14 protein-coding genes and 5 pseudogenes are annotated in these 18,823 nt (G+C 68.8%); 7 read left to right on the top strand and 12 right to left on the bottom strand.

The genetic code is table 11. From position 1 onward, the window contains the following. Positions 1–30 precede the first annotated feature (30 nt). Both ACGFS9_RS30550 and ACGFS9_RS30555 read right to left on the bottom strand, forming a co-directional pair. Positions 31–279: pseudogene (locus tag ACGFS9_RS30550) on the bottom strand (PhzF family phenazine biosynthesis protein); the annotation flags it as partial. Positions 280–757: 478 nt separating this feature from the next. Beyond that, positions 758–1,042, bottom strand: coding sequence for a hypothetical protein (locus tag ACGFS9_RS30555; protein ID WP_393257692.1), 285 nt, complete (start codon positions 1,040–1,042; stop codon positions 758–760). A 506-nt stretch (positions 1,043–1,548) separates the two neighbouring features. Here ACGFS9_RS30555 and ACGFS9_RS30560 point away from each other — a divergent pair. From ACGFS9_RS30560 to ACGFS9_RS30570, 3 genes are all read left to right on the top strand, one after another. After that, positions 1,549–1,833 (top strand): hypothetical protein, encoded by a 285-nt coding sequence (locus ACGFS9_RS30560; RefSeq protein ID WP_393257695.1) that lies wholly within the window; start codon positions 1,549–1,551, stop codon positions 1,831–1,833. A 1,901-nt stretch (positions 1,834–3,734) separates the two neighbouring features. Continuing rightward, positions 3,735–4,118 carry an Imm7 family immunity protein gene (locus ACGFS9_RS30565; protein WP_393257697.1) on the top strand — a complete coding sequence of 128 codons (384 nt, stop codon included), beginning with the start codon at positions 3,735–3,737 and terminating at the stop codon, positions 4,116–4,118. A 199-nt stretch (positions 4,119–4,317) separates the two neighbouring features. Further along, complete coding sequence (locus ACGFS9_RS30570) at positions 4,318–4,470, top strand: hypothetical protein (protein WP_393257700.1); 153 nt, start codon at positions 4,318–4,320, stop codon at positions 4,468–4,470. A 188-nt stretch (positions 4,471–4,658) separates the two neighbouring features. Here the strand turns inward: ACGFS9_RS30570 and ACGFS9_RS30575 are convergent. Next, positions 4,659–4,799 (bottom strand): annotated as a pseudogene (locus tag ACGFS9_RS30575) (fic family toxin-antitoxin system, toxin component); the annotation flags it as partial. Between the two features lie 530 nt (positions 4,800–5,329). Then, positions 5,330–5,725, bottom strand: a complete 396-nt coding sequence (locus ACGFS9_RS30580) for a nuclear transport factor 2 family protein (protein ID WP_393257702.1) — start codon at positions 5,723–5,725, stop codon at positions 5,330–5,332. A 103-nt stretch (positions 5,726–5,828) separates the two neighbouring features. On the opposite strand from ACGFS9_RS30580, the gene ACGFS9_RS30585 reads away from it, so the two are divergent. From ACGFS9_RS30585 to ACGFS9_RS30600, 4 genes and pseudogenes are all read left to right on the top strand, one after another. Beyond that, a complete protein-coding gene (locus ACGFS9_RS30585; RefSeq protein ID WP_393257705.1) occupies positions 5,829–6,272 on the top strand; it encodes a MarR family winged helix-turn-helix transcriptional regulator in 444 nt (147 codons plus the stop codon). Positions 6,273–6,872: 600 nt separating this feature from the next. Next, positions 6,873–7,190: a hypothetical protein gene (locus ACGFS9_RS30590; RefSeq protein WP_393257708.1), complete on the top strand. Its 318-nt coding sequence runs from the start codon at positions 6,873–6,875 to the stop codon at positions 7,188–7,190. 460 nt (positions 7,191–7,650) lie between these two features. Further along, positions 7,651–9,411, top strand: a complete 1,761-nt coding sequence (locus tag ACGFS9_RS30595; protein WP_393257781.1) for a S8 family serine peptidase — start codon at positions 7,651–7,653, stop codon at positions 9,409–9,411. A gap of 200 nt (positions 9,412–9,611) precedes the next feature. Then, positions 9,612–10,362, top strand: a pseudogene (locus tag ACGFS9_RS30600) (IS701 family transposase); the annotation flags it as partial. Here the strand turns inward: ACGFS9_RS30600 and ACGFS9_RS30605 are convergent. The 8 genes and pseudogenes from ACGFS9_RS30605 to ACGFS9_RS30640 form a co-directional block, all read right to left on the bottom strand. Then, positions 10,347–10,712 carry a transposase gene (locus ACGFS9_RS30605; RefSeq protein ID WP_393257711.1) on the bottom strand — a complete coding sequence of 122 codons (366 nt, stop codon included), beginning with the start codon at positions 10,710–10,712 and terminating at the stop codon, positions 10,347–10,349. The pseudogene ACGFS9_RS30600 and the gene ACGFS9_RS30605 sit on opposite strands and share 16 nt — an antisense overlap. A gap of 842 nt (positions 10,713–11,554) precedes the next feature. Beyond that, positions 11,555–12,436 (bottom strand): ABC transporter permease, encoded by an 882-nt coding sequence (locus ACGFS9_RS30610; RefSeq protein ID WP_393257713.1) that lies wholly within the window; start codon positions 12,434–12,436, stop codon positions 11,555–11,557. Further along, positions 12,433–13,545: an ATP-binding cassette domain-containing protein gene (locus ACGFS9_RS30615; protein WP_393257715.1), complete on the bottom strand. Its 1,113-nt coding sequence runs from the start codon at positions 13,543–13,545 to the stop codon at positions 12,433–12,435. The genes ACGFS9_RS30610 and ACGFS9_RS30615 overlap by 4 nt, the downstream gene beginning before the upstream one ends. Positions 13,546–13,865: 320 nt before the next feature. Continuing rightward, positions 13,866–14,021, bottom strand: coding sequence for a VenA family class IV lanthipeptide (locus ACGFS9_RS30620; RefSeq protein ID WP_360395722.1), 156 nt, complete (start codon positions 14,019–14,021; stop codon positions 13,866–13,868). Between the two features lie 43 nt (positions 14,022–14,064). Next, a complete protein-coding gene (gene lanL, locus ACGFS9_RS30625; protein ID WP_393257718.1) occupies positions 14,065–16,734 on the bottom strand; it encodes a class IV lanthionine synthetase LanL in 2,670 nt (889 codons plus the stop codon). Positions 16,735–17,478: 744 nt separating this feature from the next. Next, a pseudogene (locus ACGFS9_RS30630) lies at positions 17,479–17,786 on the bottom strand (transposase); the annotation flags it as partial. 121 nt (positions 17,787–17,907) lie between these two features. Then, positions 17,908–18,285, bottom strand: coding sequence for a hypothetical protein (locus ACGFS9_RS30635; protein ID WP_393257721.1), 378 nt, complete (start codon positions 18,283–18,285; stop codon positions 17,908–17,910). Positions 18,286–18,374: 89 nt separating this feature from the next. After that, positions 18,375–18,617 (bottom strand): annotated as a pseudogene (locus tag ACGFS9_RS30640) (hypothetical protein); the annotation flags it as partial. Positions 18,618–18,823 lie beyond the last annotated feature (206 nt).

Genomic DNA, 18,823 nt, shown 5'->3' on the forward strand with positions numbered 1-18,823 from the left:
ACACGGTTGCGTTCAGCGCCCTCGCTTCGCTCAGGCGGCTCCCTCCCCGGTGCTGACGCTTGCGCCCTCGATCACCACGGCCTGTCCGCTCACCCGCACACAGGGGTCCGCAGCGGATGCCTCGACCCGGTGCAGGCTCGGCCGACCGAGATCCTCTCCCTGGCGAATGGTGAAGGCACCGGAGGGCGGGAGGGCGCCGAGGGCGCGCAGGTAGCCGCCGAAGGCGGCCACAGCAGCGCCGGTGGCCGCGTCCTCGACGACACCACCGATCGGGAAGGGCAACGATGGCACTCCTCAGTCGGGCGAACTGATCGCTGCAGGGAAGGCCAAGGCTGGAACGGCCGCTCTCCCGGGAAACGGAGGGCGAAAGCCTCGCTGTCGGCAACGGCTGCGGAAACTCGCTCTGGCCACCGGGAACCGCACTACCGTCCGCCGCAGACGACCTCGACGCCATGTGGAAGATCGCCTCGCCTCACACCGGCCGAAGCGATCCGGCAAATGGCGCCACCAACGGGCCAACGCCCCAACGACGGGGCAGCAAGGGCGGCCGGCCCACCGGCTTCCACGCAGCGGTCTACGCCTTCCGCGAGAGGGTCACGGTCGCCGCAATACGCCTCTGGCTCCGCCCGTTACCGCCACGTCCTCGCCTACCGGACTCCCGGGGCCAGGGCGCCGAGCTCGACTTCCTCGAACACACGAGACCACCAGGACTCCTCGTCCTGAAAAAATTTCGCATCGCACTGCCGGGCCCGTTCGATCACGCCTTCGACGTAGTCCTCGTAGTCGTCGTCCGCGTCGCTCCTCCCGAACCGGCGAACGCCTCCCATACCTCCAAGACGTTCTGCAGACCGGCAACCGAAGAGTTGACCAGCCCGTACTGCTGGCCCCCATCCCCGTCATAGCCGCGGACCATCCAGACTTCGGCGCTGCCGATCACCAGCCAGTACGTGTTGACGCCGTCCTCGAACGCACCGAGGAACACCGCTCGCCCCGGCGGAAGGTCACGGACCTCCAACTCCCGACCCAAGTCCCGCACGAACATGCGACGGCAGTCGACCGGAAGGCCCTGCTCGCCCAGCCCGGACACCGCCTCGCGGCCCACCCCCAGGCGCACGAGAGAACTCGCGTCATACGACAGCCACTGCCCGCTCGACAACCGGCACCCCCTACTCGATCCGTCGCACCGATCCTCTCAGACCTCACAGATGACCCATCCGACAGGAACGAGCCCGCAGCATCCCCGGTGCCCTCGCCAGCCCTCATCCATCCGGCGGCGCTCCCGCGATCTTCTCACCAGCCCGCACGGGCCGCGACCCCGCTCACCGGGCTTGCGGCCCCGCCCTCGCCACCAGCCTTCGACCCGGCTCCGCCCGCGACACCACCCCCGCACAGGCATCCCGCTCCCACGGTTCCGCTTTTTCCGAGATCCCACCCCCGATTCCGGATCGACCGAATACACGTAAAAGAGGGGTTTCTATCGCTATCCTCATGGTCCATGCGGAGCCGTGCGGACAGCACGCTGGAGCGTCGTCGTCAGAGGAGTCCCCCGTGCTCGTCGTCCACGGATCACCCACCACGGCCGTTGTGCGGGGCACCACAGGGGAACCGGTGATTCTACTGTCGGGCGAACTCCCCGAAACCCTCACCGCCACCGCCCTGCAGGATGTAATGAACATGGCCTTGGCAGTCCTCGACGCAGAAGAGATGACCCTGTTCAGAAGATGCCTGACAGCCCTGCAATGCGGCGAAAAACTAGAGGAACGTTACATCGAAATCAGCGGCGCAACACTCACGATCTTCAGAAGCGAACCCCGCCGCCCCGCAGACAATTGACCACCCAACCGGAATGAAAGACTCCACCGAACACGCGCCGGAATCCACCGACCCCGACCCAGCCCATCCCGGACCGTGAAAACCCCGACACGCCCCACACCCCGCCACCCGGCACACAGACAGACACACCCGCCGCGCATTGCGCCGCCACGAGGCCCCCCGCTCCCGGGTGCACCCGCATGACACTCGTCCCCCGAAACCGGGCACACCAGACGCGCCGACCAGGCCGGCGAAAGGGCGAGCCCGCCCCGGCCCCGGACATCGAGCCCTGTCCACCACCACCGGCCACGCAGGCACTGCCCTACCGCTCAGCGGATCAGAACAGCACCCGGCCCAAGGCTCCCCCACCGCCGACCACCCCGGGCCCACAACCTGGGCGGCAAAGCGACAGTGCCACAGCACACCGCCAGGCCTGACGGTGTGCTGTGGCACTTGAGGCCGGTGGTACCGGAGGCCGGCAGGCGCCACCCCGTGTCCCCGAGAGTTCCGCCTACCGGCCCGGGGTGGGGCCGCCCGCCACGAGCGGGCGACACCACTCCGGAAAACGGGAACTAGCGCAGCCAGCCCGACCGGCACACCCAGTGACCCCGGCCGTGGTGGTGCCCCCAGCCGTGGTGGTGCCCCCAGCCGTGGTGGTAGACCCGGCCGTGGTGACGCACCACGTAGCAGTACCGGCCACGACCCCGGTCATCGAACCGGTCCCCCACCCAGCCCCGGTCACGACCGCGGTCCTCGGACCGGCCCCAGTCCCCGACCCGGCCACGACCGCGGTCCTCGAACCGGTCCCGGTCATGGCCACGGTCCTCGAACCGGCCCCGGTCCCCGTCACGGTCGGCGACCGGAGCACCCACACGCGCGGGCACCGCGACGGAACCCCCGCCCGGCGCCGCCGCCGCCACACCCGCCAACGGCACCACCACAACCCCGGCCGTCAAAACCGCAGCAGCCAGAGTTCGAGCAATACTCTTCACCGATTCATCCTCCTCCGAAACGACAGGACGGCCCTGCCGCGACAACGGACATTACCCACACATTTCAGCGACCCAATCCCCGAACCACCACCGAACCAAAAGCAAAACACCCACCCCGACACAGCCAAACAGCAGGTCAGAACCCCCAAACCCGCAACCGGCTCAACCCCGCACCCACGACAAAAAGAAACGCCGACAACACCCGACTGGACGACCCGATAACCGGCACCCACAACACCCCCACACCACATAAACCCACCCCGACAAAACCCCTATTTATCAAAACACCCGGCCCGAAATGCCCACCCCTCGAAAGACACACACGCTCCACTCCCCCCGCAAACCACCTGCACACACCAGGAAAACAACACCAGCCCATTCCAACCAAAACGCCCTCATATTCCTGGAGAACTCCCCCACCTCTCCACCCCACCCCAGGCCCACCACAGCGAAACCCGCCCCACCCACGACCGGAACCCGCCCCCCACCTGGCCACACCCACCACCAATCCGGCCACCACGCCCCGCACCCCACCGCACACCACGACCCCAGACCCGCCGGAACAGAAGCCGAAGTCCACACGGGTCCGGCCGAGACCGACCCGACGGACGACCACCCTCCTGGACGAAGCCCCCCACCCCGGGAACGCAGCGTCTCTCGCCCGGATGCCGACGACCAGGCAACCCAGAAGGCGGCCAGGAGACGCAGACCCCACCGCCCTGCACGCGAAAACACCAGCACACCGACCCTCAAGCCCCCGGCCAGAAGAGCTGGCCATACACATCCCGCGCACGACGCCCGCGCCAGACCAATCGCCCAACAAGACAATGCGATCACCGAACTTCCGTCCGGCAAAGCCACGCTGACCGGCCCGCCGCGCCCAACACGCCGCGATCGGCACGCCCATCAGGCCATCAGTACGATCACGAGATGTTCGAGTACCACGGTTGGATCACAGTCAGGGACAGCGCGGCGGGCGACGATGAGGTACGTCTGCTGCGCATCGTCGATGAGCTTGAGCTTCACATCGCCCAGATGGACAGCCCGTACCTACTCGACCTCCGGTGGATGAACGGTGAACCCTTCATCCACCTTGGCGGCTCCTCAAATCACCGTTCGTCGCCCAACGTTGTCGAACTACTGGAACACGTAGCGGTAGTTGCCCCTGGCTCCTACGGGCTCCTCCACATCCGCGATGACGAGGATCCCGGCCACGAAAACGAGGCAATCGTGCTCAGGCTGGTCCGCGGGGCAATCACACAGCACACCGAGACACTGCTGTCTCCGTGGATGCCAACAGTGGAGGACCCCTGACCCACTTGAGACGCCCTCGCCAGGTCACCCTCGACCGCGCGGCCCGGCCGGCACGCCGGTTGAACCCGCCCGGCGACGCGGCCGACCGGGCTGCGGACGCGCACGCCCTCTCCGAGCGGATCCCCGCCGAAGCCTGAAGAACGGGCGGGCGGCCAAGGCGGTCAGCTCTTCCTCGGCACCCAGGAGCATCTCCTTCACCTTGGGAAGCTGCTTGCCGAAGGCGTCGGCGACGGTGTCGAGCGGGTTGCGGACCGAGACGGCGTCGGGCCGGGCGGAGATCGTGCGGATCGTCGCGGCGGCCATCTACTGCTACCGCATTCACTGGCAGCGCTGCGTGCCGATCTCGGACTGACCGCCGGGCAATACCCTCACCGTCTCGACGACGTCCTCGGCGGAGCACAGCTTCGCCAGAGCGCCGTCGCCGAATGGAACTCCTCAACGGCCTTGCCACCAAGACAGGCCAGCACGGCCTCCTCGAACACCGGCTGCTCTCCCTGCTGGCCGAGTCTGACAGCGTCCGTGCAGGACATCGCCGATCAGCCTGATCGCCTCCGGGCCTGCGACCTTGACCGGGAGGCCGCTGGCGTGGAGGTAGGCGTAGGCGACCTGGGCGGCGAACAACTCGTTGCCGCTCTCCAGGGCTGGCACCCGGACCAGGCTGTGCAGGAGCGCGGCAGCTCTGACGTTCACGCGGCCGGCCCGAGGGTGTCGCGCCAGGCGGGACTCGGTGTGGTGAGGCGGCGGGCCATGTTCGCAATCGAGGCACGTTCGTGGAAGGTTTGATTTTCCCTCATCGACCACAACGCGAGCGACAGCCCGACCCTGGCGAGCTACACCAGCCCGACACCCACTTCTCCACCCTCGACGACGCCCTCGGTACAGCAGGTGTCCCCAACGAGCTGCTGCCCTACTCTTCGCCTACCGTGGTGAGGACCTCTCGCGCCAACTGCCGGGCACGTTCCCACCCGACGTCGGTGGGCAAGACCTCCCTGGTCCACCGATCCACGGCGGAGACCTTGGACATCTCACTGAAAAGGTCATCGATCATCTGCAGCGAGGGCAACACCTCACGTGGACCTTCAGGCTTGCGCCGAAGTCGCCAGCTGGATCGCTGCGGGCAGAAGGCGGAGACCGACCGTTCTGTATCCTCACCGGGCCGACGAACCACGGCCTGGGACATCGGGACTACAGGCTGACGAGCAGCCTCAAGTTCAGGACCGGGCGCTGCCGATCGTGCGGTCGGCGCTGGAGCCCTGGAGCATCAGAGTGGTCTCCTCGATGCGGCTGAACCGGCCGTCACCCGCCAGGTCGGCGAACACGTACACCTCCATGCGCACGCTCGTGCCGTCCTTCTTCGTGATGTGGGCGGTGTGCCGGTCGGCGTACCTGCTGCCGTCATACAGCTCCTCGTGGACCTCGACGTGACCATCGGCGACGAGGGTGCGCAGGTGAGCGATGTGCTCCAGGAACTCGGTGCGGTCCGCCCATTCCCCGTCGGTGCGCTGGCGATACTCCGGGGCGAAGTGGCGGTCGGCTGCCTCCTGCAGCGTGAGGTCGCCGTTGAAGAGCAGGTCGTTCAGGGCGGCCTTGATACCGGTACGGGTCATGGGACTTCCTTTCGGGCAGAACAAATCGATGATGCGTGCGCCACGCACGCTTCTGCTACACCGTAGCACCCAGTGCGTGCGCCACGCACGCTAATGTTGCGGGGTGGAGAAAGAAGTAGGACACGAGATCGCGGACGCACTGGGCATCCTGTTGCGGCGCACCACCCGCAAGCAGCTGCACAGGAAGCTGACCGAAGGTATGGGCGAGGCGGTGGACGAGCTGACCTACCCCGTCCTCAGCGCACTCGACCGGACCGGTCCCTGCAGCGCGGCCGACCTGGCGCCCGACGTGGGGCTCGACCGGTCCGGCGTCACGCGCCGGGCCACCCGGCTGGAGGACGCCGGCCTCATCCGACGCGAACGGGACCCCGACGACCGGCGCGCGCATCTCCTCGTCCTCACCGAGCAGGGCAGGCTCACCGTGGCCGAACTGCGCGCACGCCTTGCCGCCCACATCATGGCGAGCCTGTCCTCATGGCCACCGGGCCAAGCCGAGGCGTTCGCCCGCCACCTGCACCGCTTCACACACGACGGCCCGTTCACCTGACAAGCCGACAGGGCGAGTGCGACGGTCCGCCCCAGGCCCCCACGACGCCCAGGTGAGGCTCGTAAATAATCGAAGGCGCCCTCACCCGGCTTCCTGACCCTCCCGGAGAACACCACCCAGCCCCTGACCAGCCTCGCCACCGAGCAGCGTCAGCACACCGCGCTGCTCCTCGGCGCCTGCCCCGCCACCGTGTCGAACCGATCGAGCACGGCCGCTTCTTCCTCGCGACCGGGCGCCACCGGCACACCCTGGCCGCCTCGCTCGCCCGGACCGTGGCCGGGCACCGCTTCGACCTCGGCCAGCACGCCCCCGACAGCCAGCACTGGGTCGCCGCCCCGCACAACGTGCACGCCGACGCGACATGGGAGCCGGCCTCCTGGGCAATCTCGCCTACCAGGCCGCCCGGCGCTAGGACCACACCAGTGCCGCCAGCATCCTGGGCCATGCCCTGACCCGAGCGCAGAACCCCGCCGCCCGCAGCTTCCTCCAACTCCGCCTCGCCCGCCCCCTCCCAGCGCAGAGCAACCGCAAAGCGGTCCCGCGCGCCCTCGGCGCAGGGGAATAACACCTCAGCGAAGACTGCACCGACAGACCCGTCTGGTGCTCCTGAGTATCCAAGGCAACCTCGGCGTCGACTCCGGCCAGGCCCTTTTCGACCTCGGCGACACCGGCCGTGCGCACCAGCCCGTCGCCCATGGCCAACAACTCCTCACGGCCGCACGCGACAGAACCCGCGGTGTGTTCCTCGCCTACCAGGCAGCCGGCTACCTCGGCCAGAAGGCATCCAAGCCCGCCACGGCCGCCGCCACCCAGGCCATGCTCCTGGCACGCCGCATCGTCGCGCCCCGCTGCACCGGCCTCGTCGAAGGCATCCGCCCCCGTTTCCAGGCCTATTTCCAGGAGGTTGTGGGCGGGTGAGCCATGCCTCGCTTGAGGGATCTTGAACAGATGAGGGCCTACCGGTTCGGTGCGGATTGCGACGTCTACAGCGAACAGAAAGGCCCTCGCGGTCAGGCGTAATGCACCCCTGACCGAGACCGGACGTCAGGTAGGGCGATGCCGGACCTGCGGCTGGCACGGTCGGACACCGATACCTCCAAGAGCGCGGTCTCGCGGATCTGCGCCACCCATCCCTGACAGCCTATGCGGAGAGGGGCTCGAAGTGGGCGCCACATCCGATCCCCCGGGGTGCGCCTCATTTCAGCCATGCCTCTATCGCGTCTGTGTACGGAAAGGTACTTCCTCGAAAGGCCATGCACCTGACATCTTGCAGCAACCACTCGTTTCGTACGGCCCGGCCGGTGCCCTCGGCACGGCCGGGCCGTCTTCGGAGGACGCATTGATACCCCACATATCCAGCCGCTCCAGACGCACGCTGGTGCTGGCCACCGCACTCGGCGCCGCACTCGCGTTCGGCGCCCCGGGCGCCCTCGCGGGCACGCTCCCCGTCGTTCCCTCCACCTCGCCGGCCGCCAACGCCCGCGCTCAGGCCGCCGTGTCGGCCGCCCGGACCACGAACTGGGTGGCCGGTATCCGCGCCTACCTCGTGATCACCACCCCCGGCGACAGTTCTGCGGTCCGCTCGGCGATCACGTCCAACGGCGGCACCGTCTTCTCGACCTTCGACGCCATCGGCGTGATCGTCGCGCACTCGGCGTCCAGCACATTCGCCACAACCATGCGCGGCGTCGCCGGCGTACAGAAGGTCGGCGCCACTCGTACCTCGGACGTTCCGGCCGCCGCCTACGACCCGGCACTCCCGCCCAATCCGGCACAGGCCTCCACCCCCGCCGGAGAACCGGTCCGGGCCGACATGAGCCAGATCAAGGCCGACCAAGCCTGGGCCGTGAACCCGGGCTCCGCCTCCGTCACCGTCGGCATCCTCGACACCGGTGTGGACGACCAGCACCAAGACCTGGCGCCGAACTTCGACGCGGCCGACTCTGTCTCCTGCGCCTACGGCAAGCCCGACACCCGGACCGGGGCGTGGCGGGACGTCGACTCACACGGCACCCACGTAGCCGGCACCGTCGCTGCGGCCAAGAACGGCAAGGGCGTCGTCGGCGTGGCACCGGGGGTGAAGATCGCCGCGGTCCGGGTCGCCGAGCCCGGCAACTCCTTCTTCTTCGCCGAGAACACCATCTGCGGCTTCGTCTGGGCCGGTGACCACGGCTTCAAGGTCACCAACAACAGCTACTACACAGACCCGTGGCAGTTCAACTGCCCGGACAACATCGACCAGGCCGCCATCATCGAGGGCGTCAAGCGCGCCCAGGAGTACGCCGAAGGCAAGGGCTCCCTTCAGATCGCCGCCGCGGGCAACGAGAACTACGACCTCGCCCACAAGACGACCGACTCCGCGAGCCCGAACGATTCGACGCCGGTCACCCGCACCATCAGCAACGCCTGCCTCGACATCCCGACCGAACTGCCGGGCGTGGTCACGGTCGCGGCCAACGGCACGGGCGTCAGCAAGGCTTCGTACTCCAACTACGGCCAGGGCGTCATCGACATCGCCGCTCCGGGCAGCAGCGTGTACTCGACGGTCCCCGGCGGCGGCTACGGCAGCAAGAGCGGCACCTCGATGGCCACCCCGCACGTGGTCGGCGTGGCCGCGCTCATCGCCAGCGCCAACCCGGGCATCACCCCGGCGCAGCTGCGCGCCAAGCTGGCCGCTCAGGCGAACGACATCGCCTGCCCCTCGGACAGCCGCTGCACGGGCACGACGGCCAACAACTCGTTCTTCGGCGAGGGCCAGGTCGACGCACTCAAGGCCGTCGGGACCACCCCGCCGCCCGGCACGTACTTCGAGAACCTCACGGACTTCGCCATCAACGACAACGCAACCGTGGAGAGCCCGATCGCCGTCACCGGTGTGACCGGCAACGCCCCGGCCACCCTCAAGGTGGGCGTGGACATCAAGCACACCTACATAGGCGACCTGAAGGTCGACCTGGTGGCGCCGGACGGCACCGTCTACACGCTGCACAACCACACGGGTGGCAGCGCCGACAACATCGCCCAGACCTACACCGTCAACGCCTCCTCGGAGGTCGCGAACGGCACCTGGAAACTGCGCGTCAACGACAACGCCACCTTCGACACCGGCAAGATCGACGCCTGGAACCTGACCTTCTAGCACAAGACCAGCCACGCCCGGTTGGTCCGGTCCCGCGCAACCACCACCAACCGGCAGTCGAACCTCCCGGCCCGACACACCGCACGGCCGCCGTCCGCGGCCCCGGAACGGGTCGCCGCCGCCCTGTTCTTGAACCGCCGACTGCGGCGGCCCCGAGCAGGGCGGCACCAGCACCCCGAGGCCACGACCACCTCGAACGGATCATCTGCCCCTTGTTCGTTGCCTATGTGTTCGCCTCGCTGCCGCGGCGGGATCAGCGGCGGTGGGGCGGATGATACCTGCGGGGTCTGGTGCTGGAGGGCCGGCGCAAGTCGGTCCAGCCGATGGCCGGGCGGCTGCCGGACGGGAACATGCAGGCCCTGCAGCAGTTCGTGAACCAGTCGCCGTGGGATCCGCTGCCGGGTGAGGCGGCGGATCGCCGAGCGGCTGGCCGAAGTGATCACGCCCGAGGTGTGGGTGGTCGACGACGTGTCGTTCTCCAAGTGCGGCACCGCGTCGGTCGGGGTGGCCCGGCAGTACTGCGGAGCGCTGGGGAAGCGGGCGAACTGCCAGGTCGCGGTCAGCGTTCATTCCGCCACCGACACCGCGTCCTGCCCGCTGAACTGGCAGTTGTATCTGCCACGGGAGTGGACGGACGAGCCGGAGCGATGCCGCAGGGCAGGAGTGCCGGACGGCACCGCCCATCAGGAGAAGTGGCGCCTCGCGCTCGGTCTGCTCGACACTCTCGGCGAGTGGCAGCTGAAGGCGCCGGTCGTGGTGGCCGATGCCGGCTACGGCGTCAGCACAGCGTTCCGGCTCGGTCTCGAGAAACGCGGACTGTCTTACGTGTTGACGCTGACCGGGAAAGAGGTCGCCCACCCGGAGGATGCCGAACCGTACCAACCCGCCTACGGCGGGCTCGGCCCGCCGCTGCGGCCTGAGGGGCCTCCCCACAGCTACTCGGCGCTGGCAGCCTGCGGACGTCGATGGCGGCATGACGTCCTTGACGCCGCCCGGCCGCTTCCGCGCCCACCGCCCCGCACTCTGCTCGCTTGGTTGATCTTCTTGCCGCCGTCGTAGCCGCGCGGGACCGAAGCGGCGGCCTTGACCGACTGTGAGTCGATGATCGCCGCGCTCGGCTCCATCGCGCGTCCCTCCGAGAGACGGACCTGGCCGCGCAGTCGATCGTGGAACTCGCGGGCCAGGCCCGGCTCCCGCCACCTGCGGAAACAGGCATACACCCGGTCCCAGGCGGGGAAGTCGGCAGGCATCGACCGCCACTTGATCCCGTTGTCCGTGACATAGAAGATCGCGTCGAGCATCTGCCGGTGGCAGTAGCCCTCGGGCTGCCCGCCCCGACCCTCCAGTCACGCCGGGACCGGCAACGCGTCACGCACCACCGCCCACTGCGCGTCCGCCATGTCCGACGGATACCTGCGCATCCTGTTCGGACGGTCGGCCGCATTCCCGAACCGATGCGCGAGGCAATCACACGATGGAGCAGGCGAGTTGAACCCGATCGACGGCACAGCATAGAACTGCATCAGCAGGGCCTCCCGGGCTCACGAGTTGGCATCGCAACCCTCTTGCTGCACCAGAGGCCCTGTCTTCGTGCACGTGACGGCGAAGTTCACCCGCCCCGGCCCCCGCGTTCGATCCCACCGCGCTCATGATCGATAGCACAACGGCTTCTGATCTGCCGGGCAGGCTTGGTATCCGAGGTCGGGGCACGGGCGGTTCACTGGACGGCCGTGTCACCGCACAGCCTGCTTCGCAGCAGGAGCAGGATGTGCGGGTCAGCCAGCGGTGCTAGCTGCTCCAGCAGGAGACGGATGCGGGCGTCATCTGCCTCCCGCACGGCCGCGACGATTTCTTCGACCAGCCTCCCGGCGTCTGGCTGCGATTGCACCGGACCGGCTGCCGGCCCAACCTGGCCAGCCGGTCCGGCACGATCGCTGGTCGGGGCACGGATGTCCGGACGCTGCACCTCAGTCCTCCCGGCCACAACAACGCGGCCTCAAGGGCTCTCGTTACGGTCCGCAACGGCAGGAACGTCCCTCCGTAAATCCGTGCACTCGTTTCCGGTACGGGCCGGCAGCCTCCTCCGCACCCGGTCGTGGTTCAGCATCGGGCCGGTGGGGATGGTGAGCCGAGTCGCTTGGTGTCATTCAGGGCGGTTGAAGCGGTGGGCGGCCCAGAGCAGGGCCATGGCGCCCGTGGTCAGGAGGACCCCGGCTTCGAGGAACAGCGGAGGTTGTCGGCCGAACCATTCGAGGCCTGCCTCGGCTGTCTGGTCGGGTACCCGGAGGGCGATGCTGCGGCGGAGCAGGTCCACGCCGTAGGCCAGCGGGTTGGCGGCGGCCAGCGTGTGGGCCCAGCCCGGCAGGTTCTCGATCGGGAAGAAGCCGCCGGAGAGGAACAGCAGCGGCATCATCACCAGGCCGAGCAGCATGTGGAACACCTCGGGGCGGCGCAGGGTCACGGCCAGGGCCAGGGAGAGGGCCGTGATGGTGAAGGAGGCCAGGATCATGCCGGCGAGGAGCAGCGCCAGGAGGAGTGGATCGCAGGGCAGGCCGACCGCGCCGGCGAGGGCGAGCAGGACGGCGCCCTGGACGGCGGCGACGGTGGTGCCTCCGGCACAGCTTCCGAGGAGGAGGGTGGAGCGGTGTACCGGGGCCATGAGCAGTTCGCGCAGGTAGCCGCTCTGGCGGTCGGTGATCAGGCGGATGCCGACCATGATGGCGGGGGTCTGGACGGTCATCATCAGCATGCCGGGGAAGAGGTAGGTCTGGTAGCCGACACCCAGTGTGGTGTGGGGGATCAGAGCGGCCAGGCCGCCTCCGAGGATGAAGAGGTAGAGCACCGGCTGGATCAGCATCAGTGCGGTGTGGGTGCGCTGGGTGGACAGGCGCAGCAGGTCGCGGTGGATGAGTGCGTGGACCGCGCGCAGTTCGCGGCGCAGGCGCGGTGGCGGGGCGGGGACCGTGGCGCTGGGGGTGTCAGGAGGGGGCGGGGCTCCGGGTGTCCTGAGGGCGGGTGTGGTCACAGGCCCCCCTCGGTCGTCGTGGTTCGGGTCGGCTGGATGGTGGCTGGGGTGGGGTGGGTGCGTGCGGTGTGGATGCTGCGGCCGGTGTGGTGGAAGAAGACGTCGTCGAGTGTCGGCGGGGTCGCGGAGGCGGCCTGGACGGGGATGCCGTGGGCTTCCAGGGCCGCGCAGAGGCGGGGGATCCATGAACTGCCGTTGGGTACGCGCAGGCTGATTCCGCCGGTGTCCAGGGTGATGATGGTGCCGGGGGGTGCGGTGCGGCGTACGACGGGGTGCGCCGCCGGGTCGTCGCCGGTGCGCAGTTCCAGCCGGTCGTCGCCGATCGCGGCCTTGAGGGCGAAGGGGCTGCCTTCTGCGACCAGGCGGCCGCCGTCGATGATGGCGAGGCGGTCGCAGTTCTCCGCCTCTTCGAGGTAGTGGGTGGTGACGAAGAGTGTGGTTCCTTGCCGGTCGCGCAGGGTGCGCAGGTGTTCCCAGACCTGGGTGCGGGCGTGGGGGTCGAGTCCGGTGGTCGGCTCGTCGAGGAACAGGATCCGGGGTTCGTGCAGCAGGCCGCGGGCGAGTTCGAGGCGCCTTCGCATGCCGCCGGAGAGGGTGCGTACCGGGGAGCGTCGCCGGTCGGCGAGTGCGACCGCCTCAAGTGTTTCGGTGGCGCGGCGGCGGGCGTGGCGGCGGCTCATCCCGTAGAGGCGTGCGTGGATGTGCAGGTTCTGTTCTGCGGTGAGGTCGGTGTCCAGGGCGCTGTGCTGGAAGAGCATGCCGACCTTCCGTCGCACCTGGTCGGGTTGGCTGAGTACGTCGGCGCCGGCCACCGTGGCCTGGCCGGCGGTGGGGCGGGCCAGGGCGCACAGCAGGGCGATGGTGGTGGACTTCCCGGCGCCGTTGGGGCCGAGGAAGGCGAAGGTTTCCCCTTGGAGCACGTCCAGGTCCAGGCCGCGGACGGCGTGGATGCTGGTTCCGTCCGGGCCCGGGTAGCTCTTGACGAGACCGCGCGTGCTGATGGCGTACGCCGGCTCGGGAGCTGGCCCCGTGGTGGTGTGCGGGCTCGTCAGGGCGGCCGTCAGGAGGGTTGCCTGGGCGGGGGCGTCGTCATCGGCGTGTGGCTGCATGGTCGGGTCCTCGTCTGCGGGTTGTCGTCTGCGGACTCGGGCGTGGGGCGGTTCGGGGGGAGCCCGGCGCGGGTGGGGCCTTGTCCGGCGCGCGGCTCCCTGATGGAGGGGGGGGTGGGGCTTGTGCTCCGGCCGGCGGCGCCGTGGGGCAGCCGCCGGCCGGAGGTCCGTGGAGCCCGTTCCGTCTTGTCCCGTCGGGTGTCGACCAGGGAGCACGGGGTGCTCCCTCCCGGCGGGTCCGGTGTTCAGCGCCTCGTCAACGAGACCGCCGTTGTTCTGGCCGCTGAGACGTACCGGAGCCGAAGGGCCCTAGTGCCTGGTCAGGCGCAGCTGACGCCGACACAGACGGTGTTGAGGAGCGTCAGCAGGCCGACGCACTCGCAGGTGTTGGCGAACGCCGCTCCGTCGGCGCCGATCGGGTCGGTCTCCGGAAGGGCGTGCAGGTGAGCCAGCAGTTCGAGGTCGCGGTTCTCCATGGCTTTCTCCTTCTCTGTGGGATGGCGGCAGACATCCTGCCGCTCAGCCCGGCTGCTGGATCATCCAGTGCCGGGAGTCTGTGTGGTGGGTCCGCAGGAGGAATGCCAGGATTCCCGCGGATCCGTCGCTCCAGCCCGTCGAGACGTCCCCGTACTCGTTGGGGAAGACGACGTGACCGTCGCGGTGGGCCCGTTCGGAAACGATGAGGCGGGCCAGGTCCTGGGCCATCGTGTGGTGGGCGGTATCCCCCGTGGCCGTGGCCATGTCGAGGAGGAAGTCGCCGTTGCCCGCCAGCCCGTGGCACTGGGTGAGGGGGGCGCGGGACGCCCGTTCCACGACGGCTCGTGCGGCGTGGCGGGCGAGTTCACCGAACCGGTCGTCGCCGGTGGTCTGCCACAGCCGGACCAGGAAGGTGCCGATCCCGGCCGATCCGTGGCACCAGTACGGGGCGGTGGGCACGTCCGCGGCCTGGGCCGGCCAGTGGGCCGCCTCGCCGACCATCACGGCGCTGGCCACCAGTTCCTCACCCGCTGCCACGGCCAGGTCCAGGTGCTCCTGCCGGTTCGAGATGGCTGCGGCGGCGAGGAGGAAGCATCCGATGCCGGATGTTCCGTGGGCGAAGCCGAGGTAGCGTTTTCCGGCTTCCTTGGCGAGGGCTTCCGCGGGGACCGGCCAGCTCACGCCGGACGGCTCGGTCCGCACGACCGTTGCCAGCCGGTCGGCCGCGTCGGCGACCAACCCGGCCAGGCGCGGGTCGCCGGTTCGGTGCCACAGGTGGGCGGCGGCCAGTCCGCTGCCCGCGGTGCCGTGGGTGATGTCGTGATGGGGCGTCGGCTCCTGCGGGGCCAGGGCAAGGGCCATCGCGTGATCCATGAGGGCGCGGTCATCGACGGCGCGTCCGGCCTCGTACAGGGCCCAAGCGGTCCCCCTGCCGCCGAAGTGCAGGCCTGGGCGGGTGGAGCGGGTATCCGTACGCGCCGCGATCCAGTGGCCCGCGGTGGATATCAGCTCCGGAAGGCGCGGATCGCCGGTGAGCTCGAAGTACCGGGCCAGAACCGCCAGGACGCCGGCCGCGCCCTGCTGCACCGTACACGGGTCGGTTTCCCCAGCCATGGTGGAAACGGGCCACAGCCGCCGCTCGTCCTTTGGATTCATCGAATCGACGAGGTGGTCCAAGATCCCGGCCACCGCGGCCGCCGTCGCGTCGGCCTGAGGGTCCTCGTCCGCCGGCCCGGCAGGGTGCTCGGAGAACGGCCTCGCGGTTCGGCGCAGTGCCGCACGGGCCCCGGCCGGGTCCCAGCGCTCTGCCGGATCGTCCTTCATCAGCCCGAGGATCATCTCGGGCAGGCCGTCCGGCAGGCGGAGCGTTCGCTCGCAGGCGGCCAGCCACTCGGCGAGCCGCTGCTCCGCGGATCTGGTGGCGGGCTCCTCGGGCAGCAGATTGGGGACCTTCCCGGCGAGGACGAAGCACACCGTGGCGCCGAGGCTGTAGTAGTCGGCCGTCGGGGAGACGGGCGCGCCCCGCAGTCGCTCGGGGGCGCTGAATCCCGGGGTTCCCACCGTCGTCGGAAGGCCGGCATGGCCCTTCAGGACCGCAAGCTCCAGATCGATCAGACGCAGTTCACCGTCCGGCCGGACCATGATGTTGCCAGGGGTGAAATCCCGTAGGACGCAGCCGTGGGCGTGGGCCGCGGCGACGAGGGCCACCAGACGCCCGACCTGGTCCAGAGCGTCGGCGCCATAGCGCTCACTGCCGACATCGCGGAAGCGCTCGGCGACCCAGTTCCGCAGGGGGACTCCTGGTATCTCCTCCTGCGCCAGGAACAGATGTCCGCCGTGCTCGAACATCGCGAGGAGCTCCGGCGCCAGGCCCGTGCCGGCGAGGTGTTCCAGCGCCCGGGACTCCGCACGCAGCCAGTCGCGTACGTCACAGCCGGACGCGTCGGCCTCCACATGCGGGCGGGCCTCCTTGATGACCACGGGTGCGCCCGTGGCGACGTCCGTTCCCCGGTAGACGCCGCCCTTGTTCGTGTGGCGGATCGCCTCCCGTACCGAGAAACGGCCGCCCAGCAAGACCGGGCCCGTCGGCGCCTCCTCCGTACGCGGCGCGGCTGGTACCGGTGCGGGGAAGGGGCTGAGCGCCCACGAGGGCGGGGAATACTGACCGGTGCGCATGTCCTCGACGGGATTGCCGTCGGGGTCCTCGTAGAACCACACCAAAAGCCCCTGCTCCGACAGCCTTCGTCGGCCGACGAAGGCCCCGTAGCGGTAGTGCACCAGGCTGTTCACCGCGTACGGCTGGTCCGACAGGATCCGGGGGCCGGCCAGATTCGCCGTCACCTTGTGCAGCTCCAGCGCGATCCGGGCCGCGTCGGCATCGGAGCACGGATAGACGGTGATGAACTTGCCCGAGCTTCCCCGCGGTGTGGCACGGGAGTTGAGCGCACTCACCTGCTCCAGGGACCGGGCGAACTTGAACGCCGACTCCTCCCGCAGCAGCACGTCCAGGGCCTGCGCGAGGACTGCCGGCGCGGAGGCGGACGTCGCCGACACGTGCAGCTTCCAGCCCTGCTTGCGCTGAATCCCGGACAGGGTTGCGAGACGGCACCACGTCTCGTCCGCGTCGGTGGTCCACCGCGCGCCCTCACCAGAGGCTTCCAGCGCCCGGCGCAGCAGTTCCTCAAGGTCGACTCTGGTTGCGTGGCTCGTCATGCCTGCCCCTCTCAACGGCGAGGACCGCTGGTTGGAATACGCCCTGCATGAAAACGTATTACTCGTGCACGATGGACGCGCGAGCGCACGGTGTCGTTACGATGCCGAATGATGCCAACCGGCGCGAAAAAGGAGCACGCAGGCGCACGCGCGGGGGGCTGAAATACTCTTACAGTCGGCTTCGTGGGACCTGACGCGGCCAAAGAGAACAAATGCGGCCTGGTCTGCTCCGCCCCGAGCCCCGAGGATCCTGCTCTGTATCGAATCCGGTCGAACCGTCAGGTCACACTTTGCGGACCTACCGCAAAGATCTTCACACTCGGCATCGATCGGCGCTGACCTGCACTTCACCGTCAGACGGGCCCTCACTTTCGGTTCGAGCGCTGCATGCACCAGGAACAACCGATTCGAACACAACGAACCCCGTCGACGCGATGTACCCCCAAAGCTTCCCCCTTCAGGAAGACCTCGGTAAAGAGTTCGATTAGGCCACTTCCCTGGACAGGCACGAGATAGATTCGATGCGCATCCGATATTCACGATCAAGCAGCTGAGCTGCACTGTGGCGAGAATAGGAAAGATGAAGGCCGCGACACACCCCGGAAGTCGGCTCGAAATATCAACCCGGACCCCTCTTGGGATTGGAGGGAATCCAGCGCCCCCGTGAGGCAGGGCTGACGCGTCCTCAGAGGATGTTCCGGTTGAAAACCGGATAGTCCATGGGTTGTGCCAGTTTATGAGTGTTTAGCTGGTTGTCCGTTTCGAGACGTTCGAGATCATCGCGATGCGGATCATGCTTTCGGAGTGTGCGGGTTGGTCTCGCAGTCGCGGGCGAGGCGGCGATGCATCATGATCCATCCGAAGCTGCGCTCGACGACCCAGCGCCTCGGGGCCACGGAGAAGCCTTTGACCTGCTCGTTTCGTGGAACCACGTCGACATCGATGCCGAGGCCGGCACCATGCTCGATGGCCTTGGTCTTGTAACCAGTGTCGACTCACGCCTTGGTGATCGTGCGGTAGTCCGCGGCGAGCTGGGTGAGGAGCTGTTTGCCGGCCTCTCAGTCACGGCAGCTGTAAGTCTTGATCGTCCGGCTCCGGTCATGTGGTCGCCGCCACGGTGACGTTGTTCCATCTGCGGTGGGCCTCAGTGGCCTGGTGCCGGTGCTGACGACGTCAGGCAGACCAGTGCAGGGCGTGCTCGAGGTCGCGGCGGGGCGTGAGGAGTGCGGTGATCCGCAGGACGGCCAGGAGTTCGCGGCCGCTGGCCGGAGCGAGTTGAAGGCCGTGTTCGGTCTTCTCGACGGCGCGGGTGGCAGCGTGGGGGACGGCGAGGACGGCGGCGGCGAACAGGCTGATCAGGCTCCAGCGCATCCAGGAGGTCCAGCAGGTCACCTGGCCCTGGTCGAGTCCGGCCAGGCCCTTCGCGGCTTGGAAGTCCTCCTCGATCTTCCAGCGGATGCAGATGATGTTCACGAGGACCGCGAGACTGACGGGGGTGGTGGAGTGGCAGCGGTACAAGGACCGTTCACGGGCGTATCGGTGGCGGCGCACGACGAGGAACGCATGCCATGCCTCGTCCCGCCTGCGGGGGCGGCGTCGGCCAGGACATCGATCAGGGCCCAGTCGTAGTGGCGGTCGCCCTTGGTGCCGTTGCCACCCTGCACGGCTGTGGTGGCAACGGAGTCACCGGTGTAGCCGGTGGCCGTGGCCCGCTTCTTGACGCCGCCGACGTACAGGGTGCTGGTGGTGGGCCGGCCGGCTCCGTCGAAGACCGTCTCGGTCTGGATGGGGGACTCGCCGTATTCGGCTCGGGTGTATGTGGCGTTGGGAGTGCTGGTGGTGTCGAAGATGCCGGCGTACGTCTCGTAGGCCAGGCCGCGGGTGTGGGCCGATGGGCTCGCGGTGGCCCAGGACTATGCGGCCGTGCACGGGCATCTGGTGCCGCCCACGAACGCGGTGTGGGGCGGGGACGGGATGGCGCTGTGGTGTGGCTGAAGAATCAGCGCGCAGCAGCCCGTAAGACGCGTGAGAACGCCGAGCTGCGCGCCGCCGGGGAAGCGGGCACCTCCGCGGCTGGGGAGCTGACTGA

This window comes from Streptomyces sp. NPDC048566, assembly GCF_043199735.1.
GTDB lineage: Bacteria > Actinomycetota > Actinomycetes > Streptomycetales > Streptomycetaceae > Streptomyces.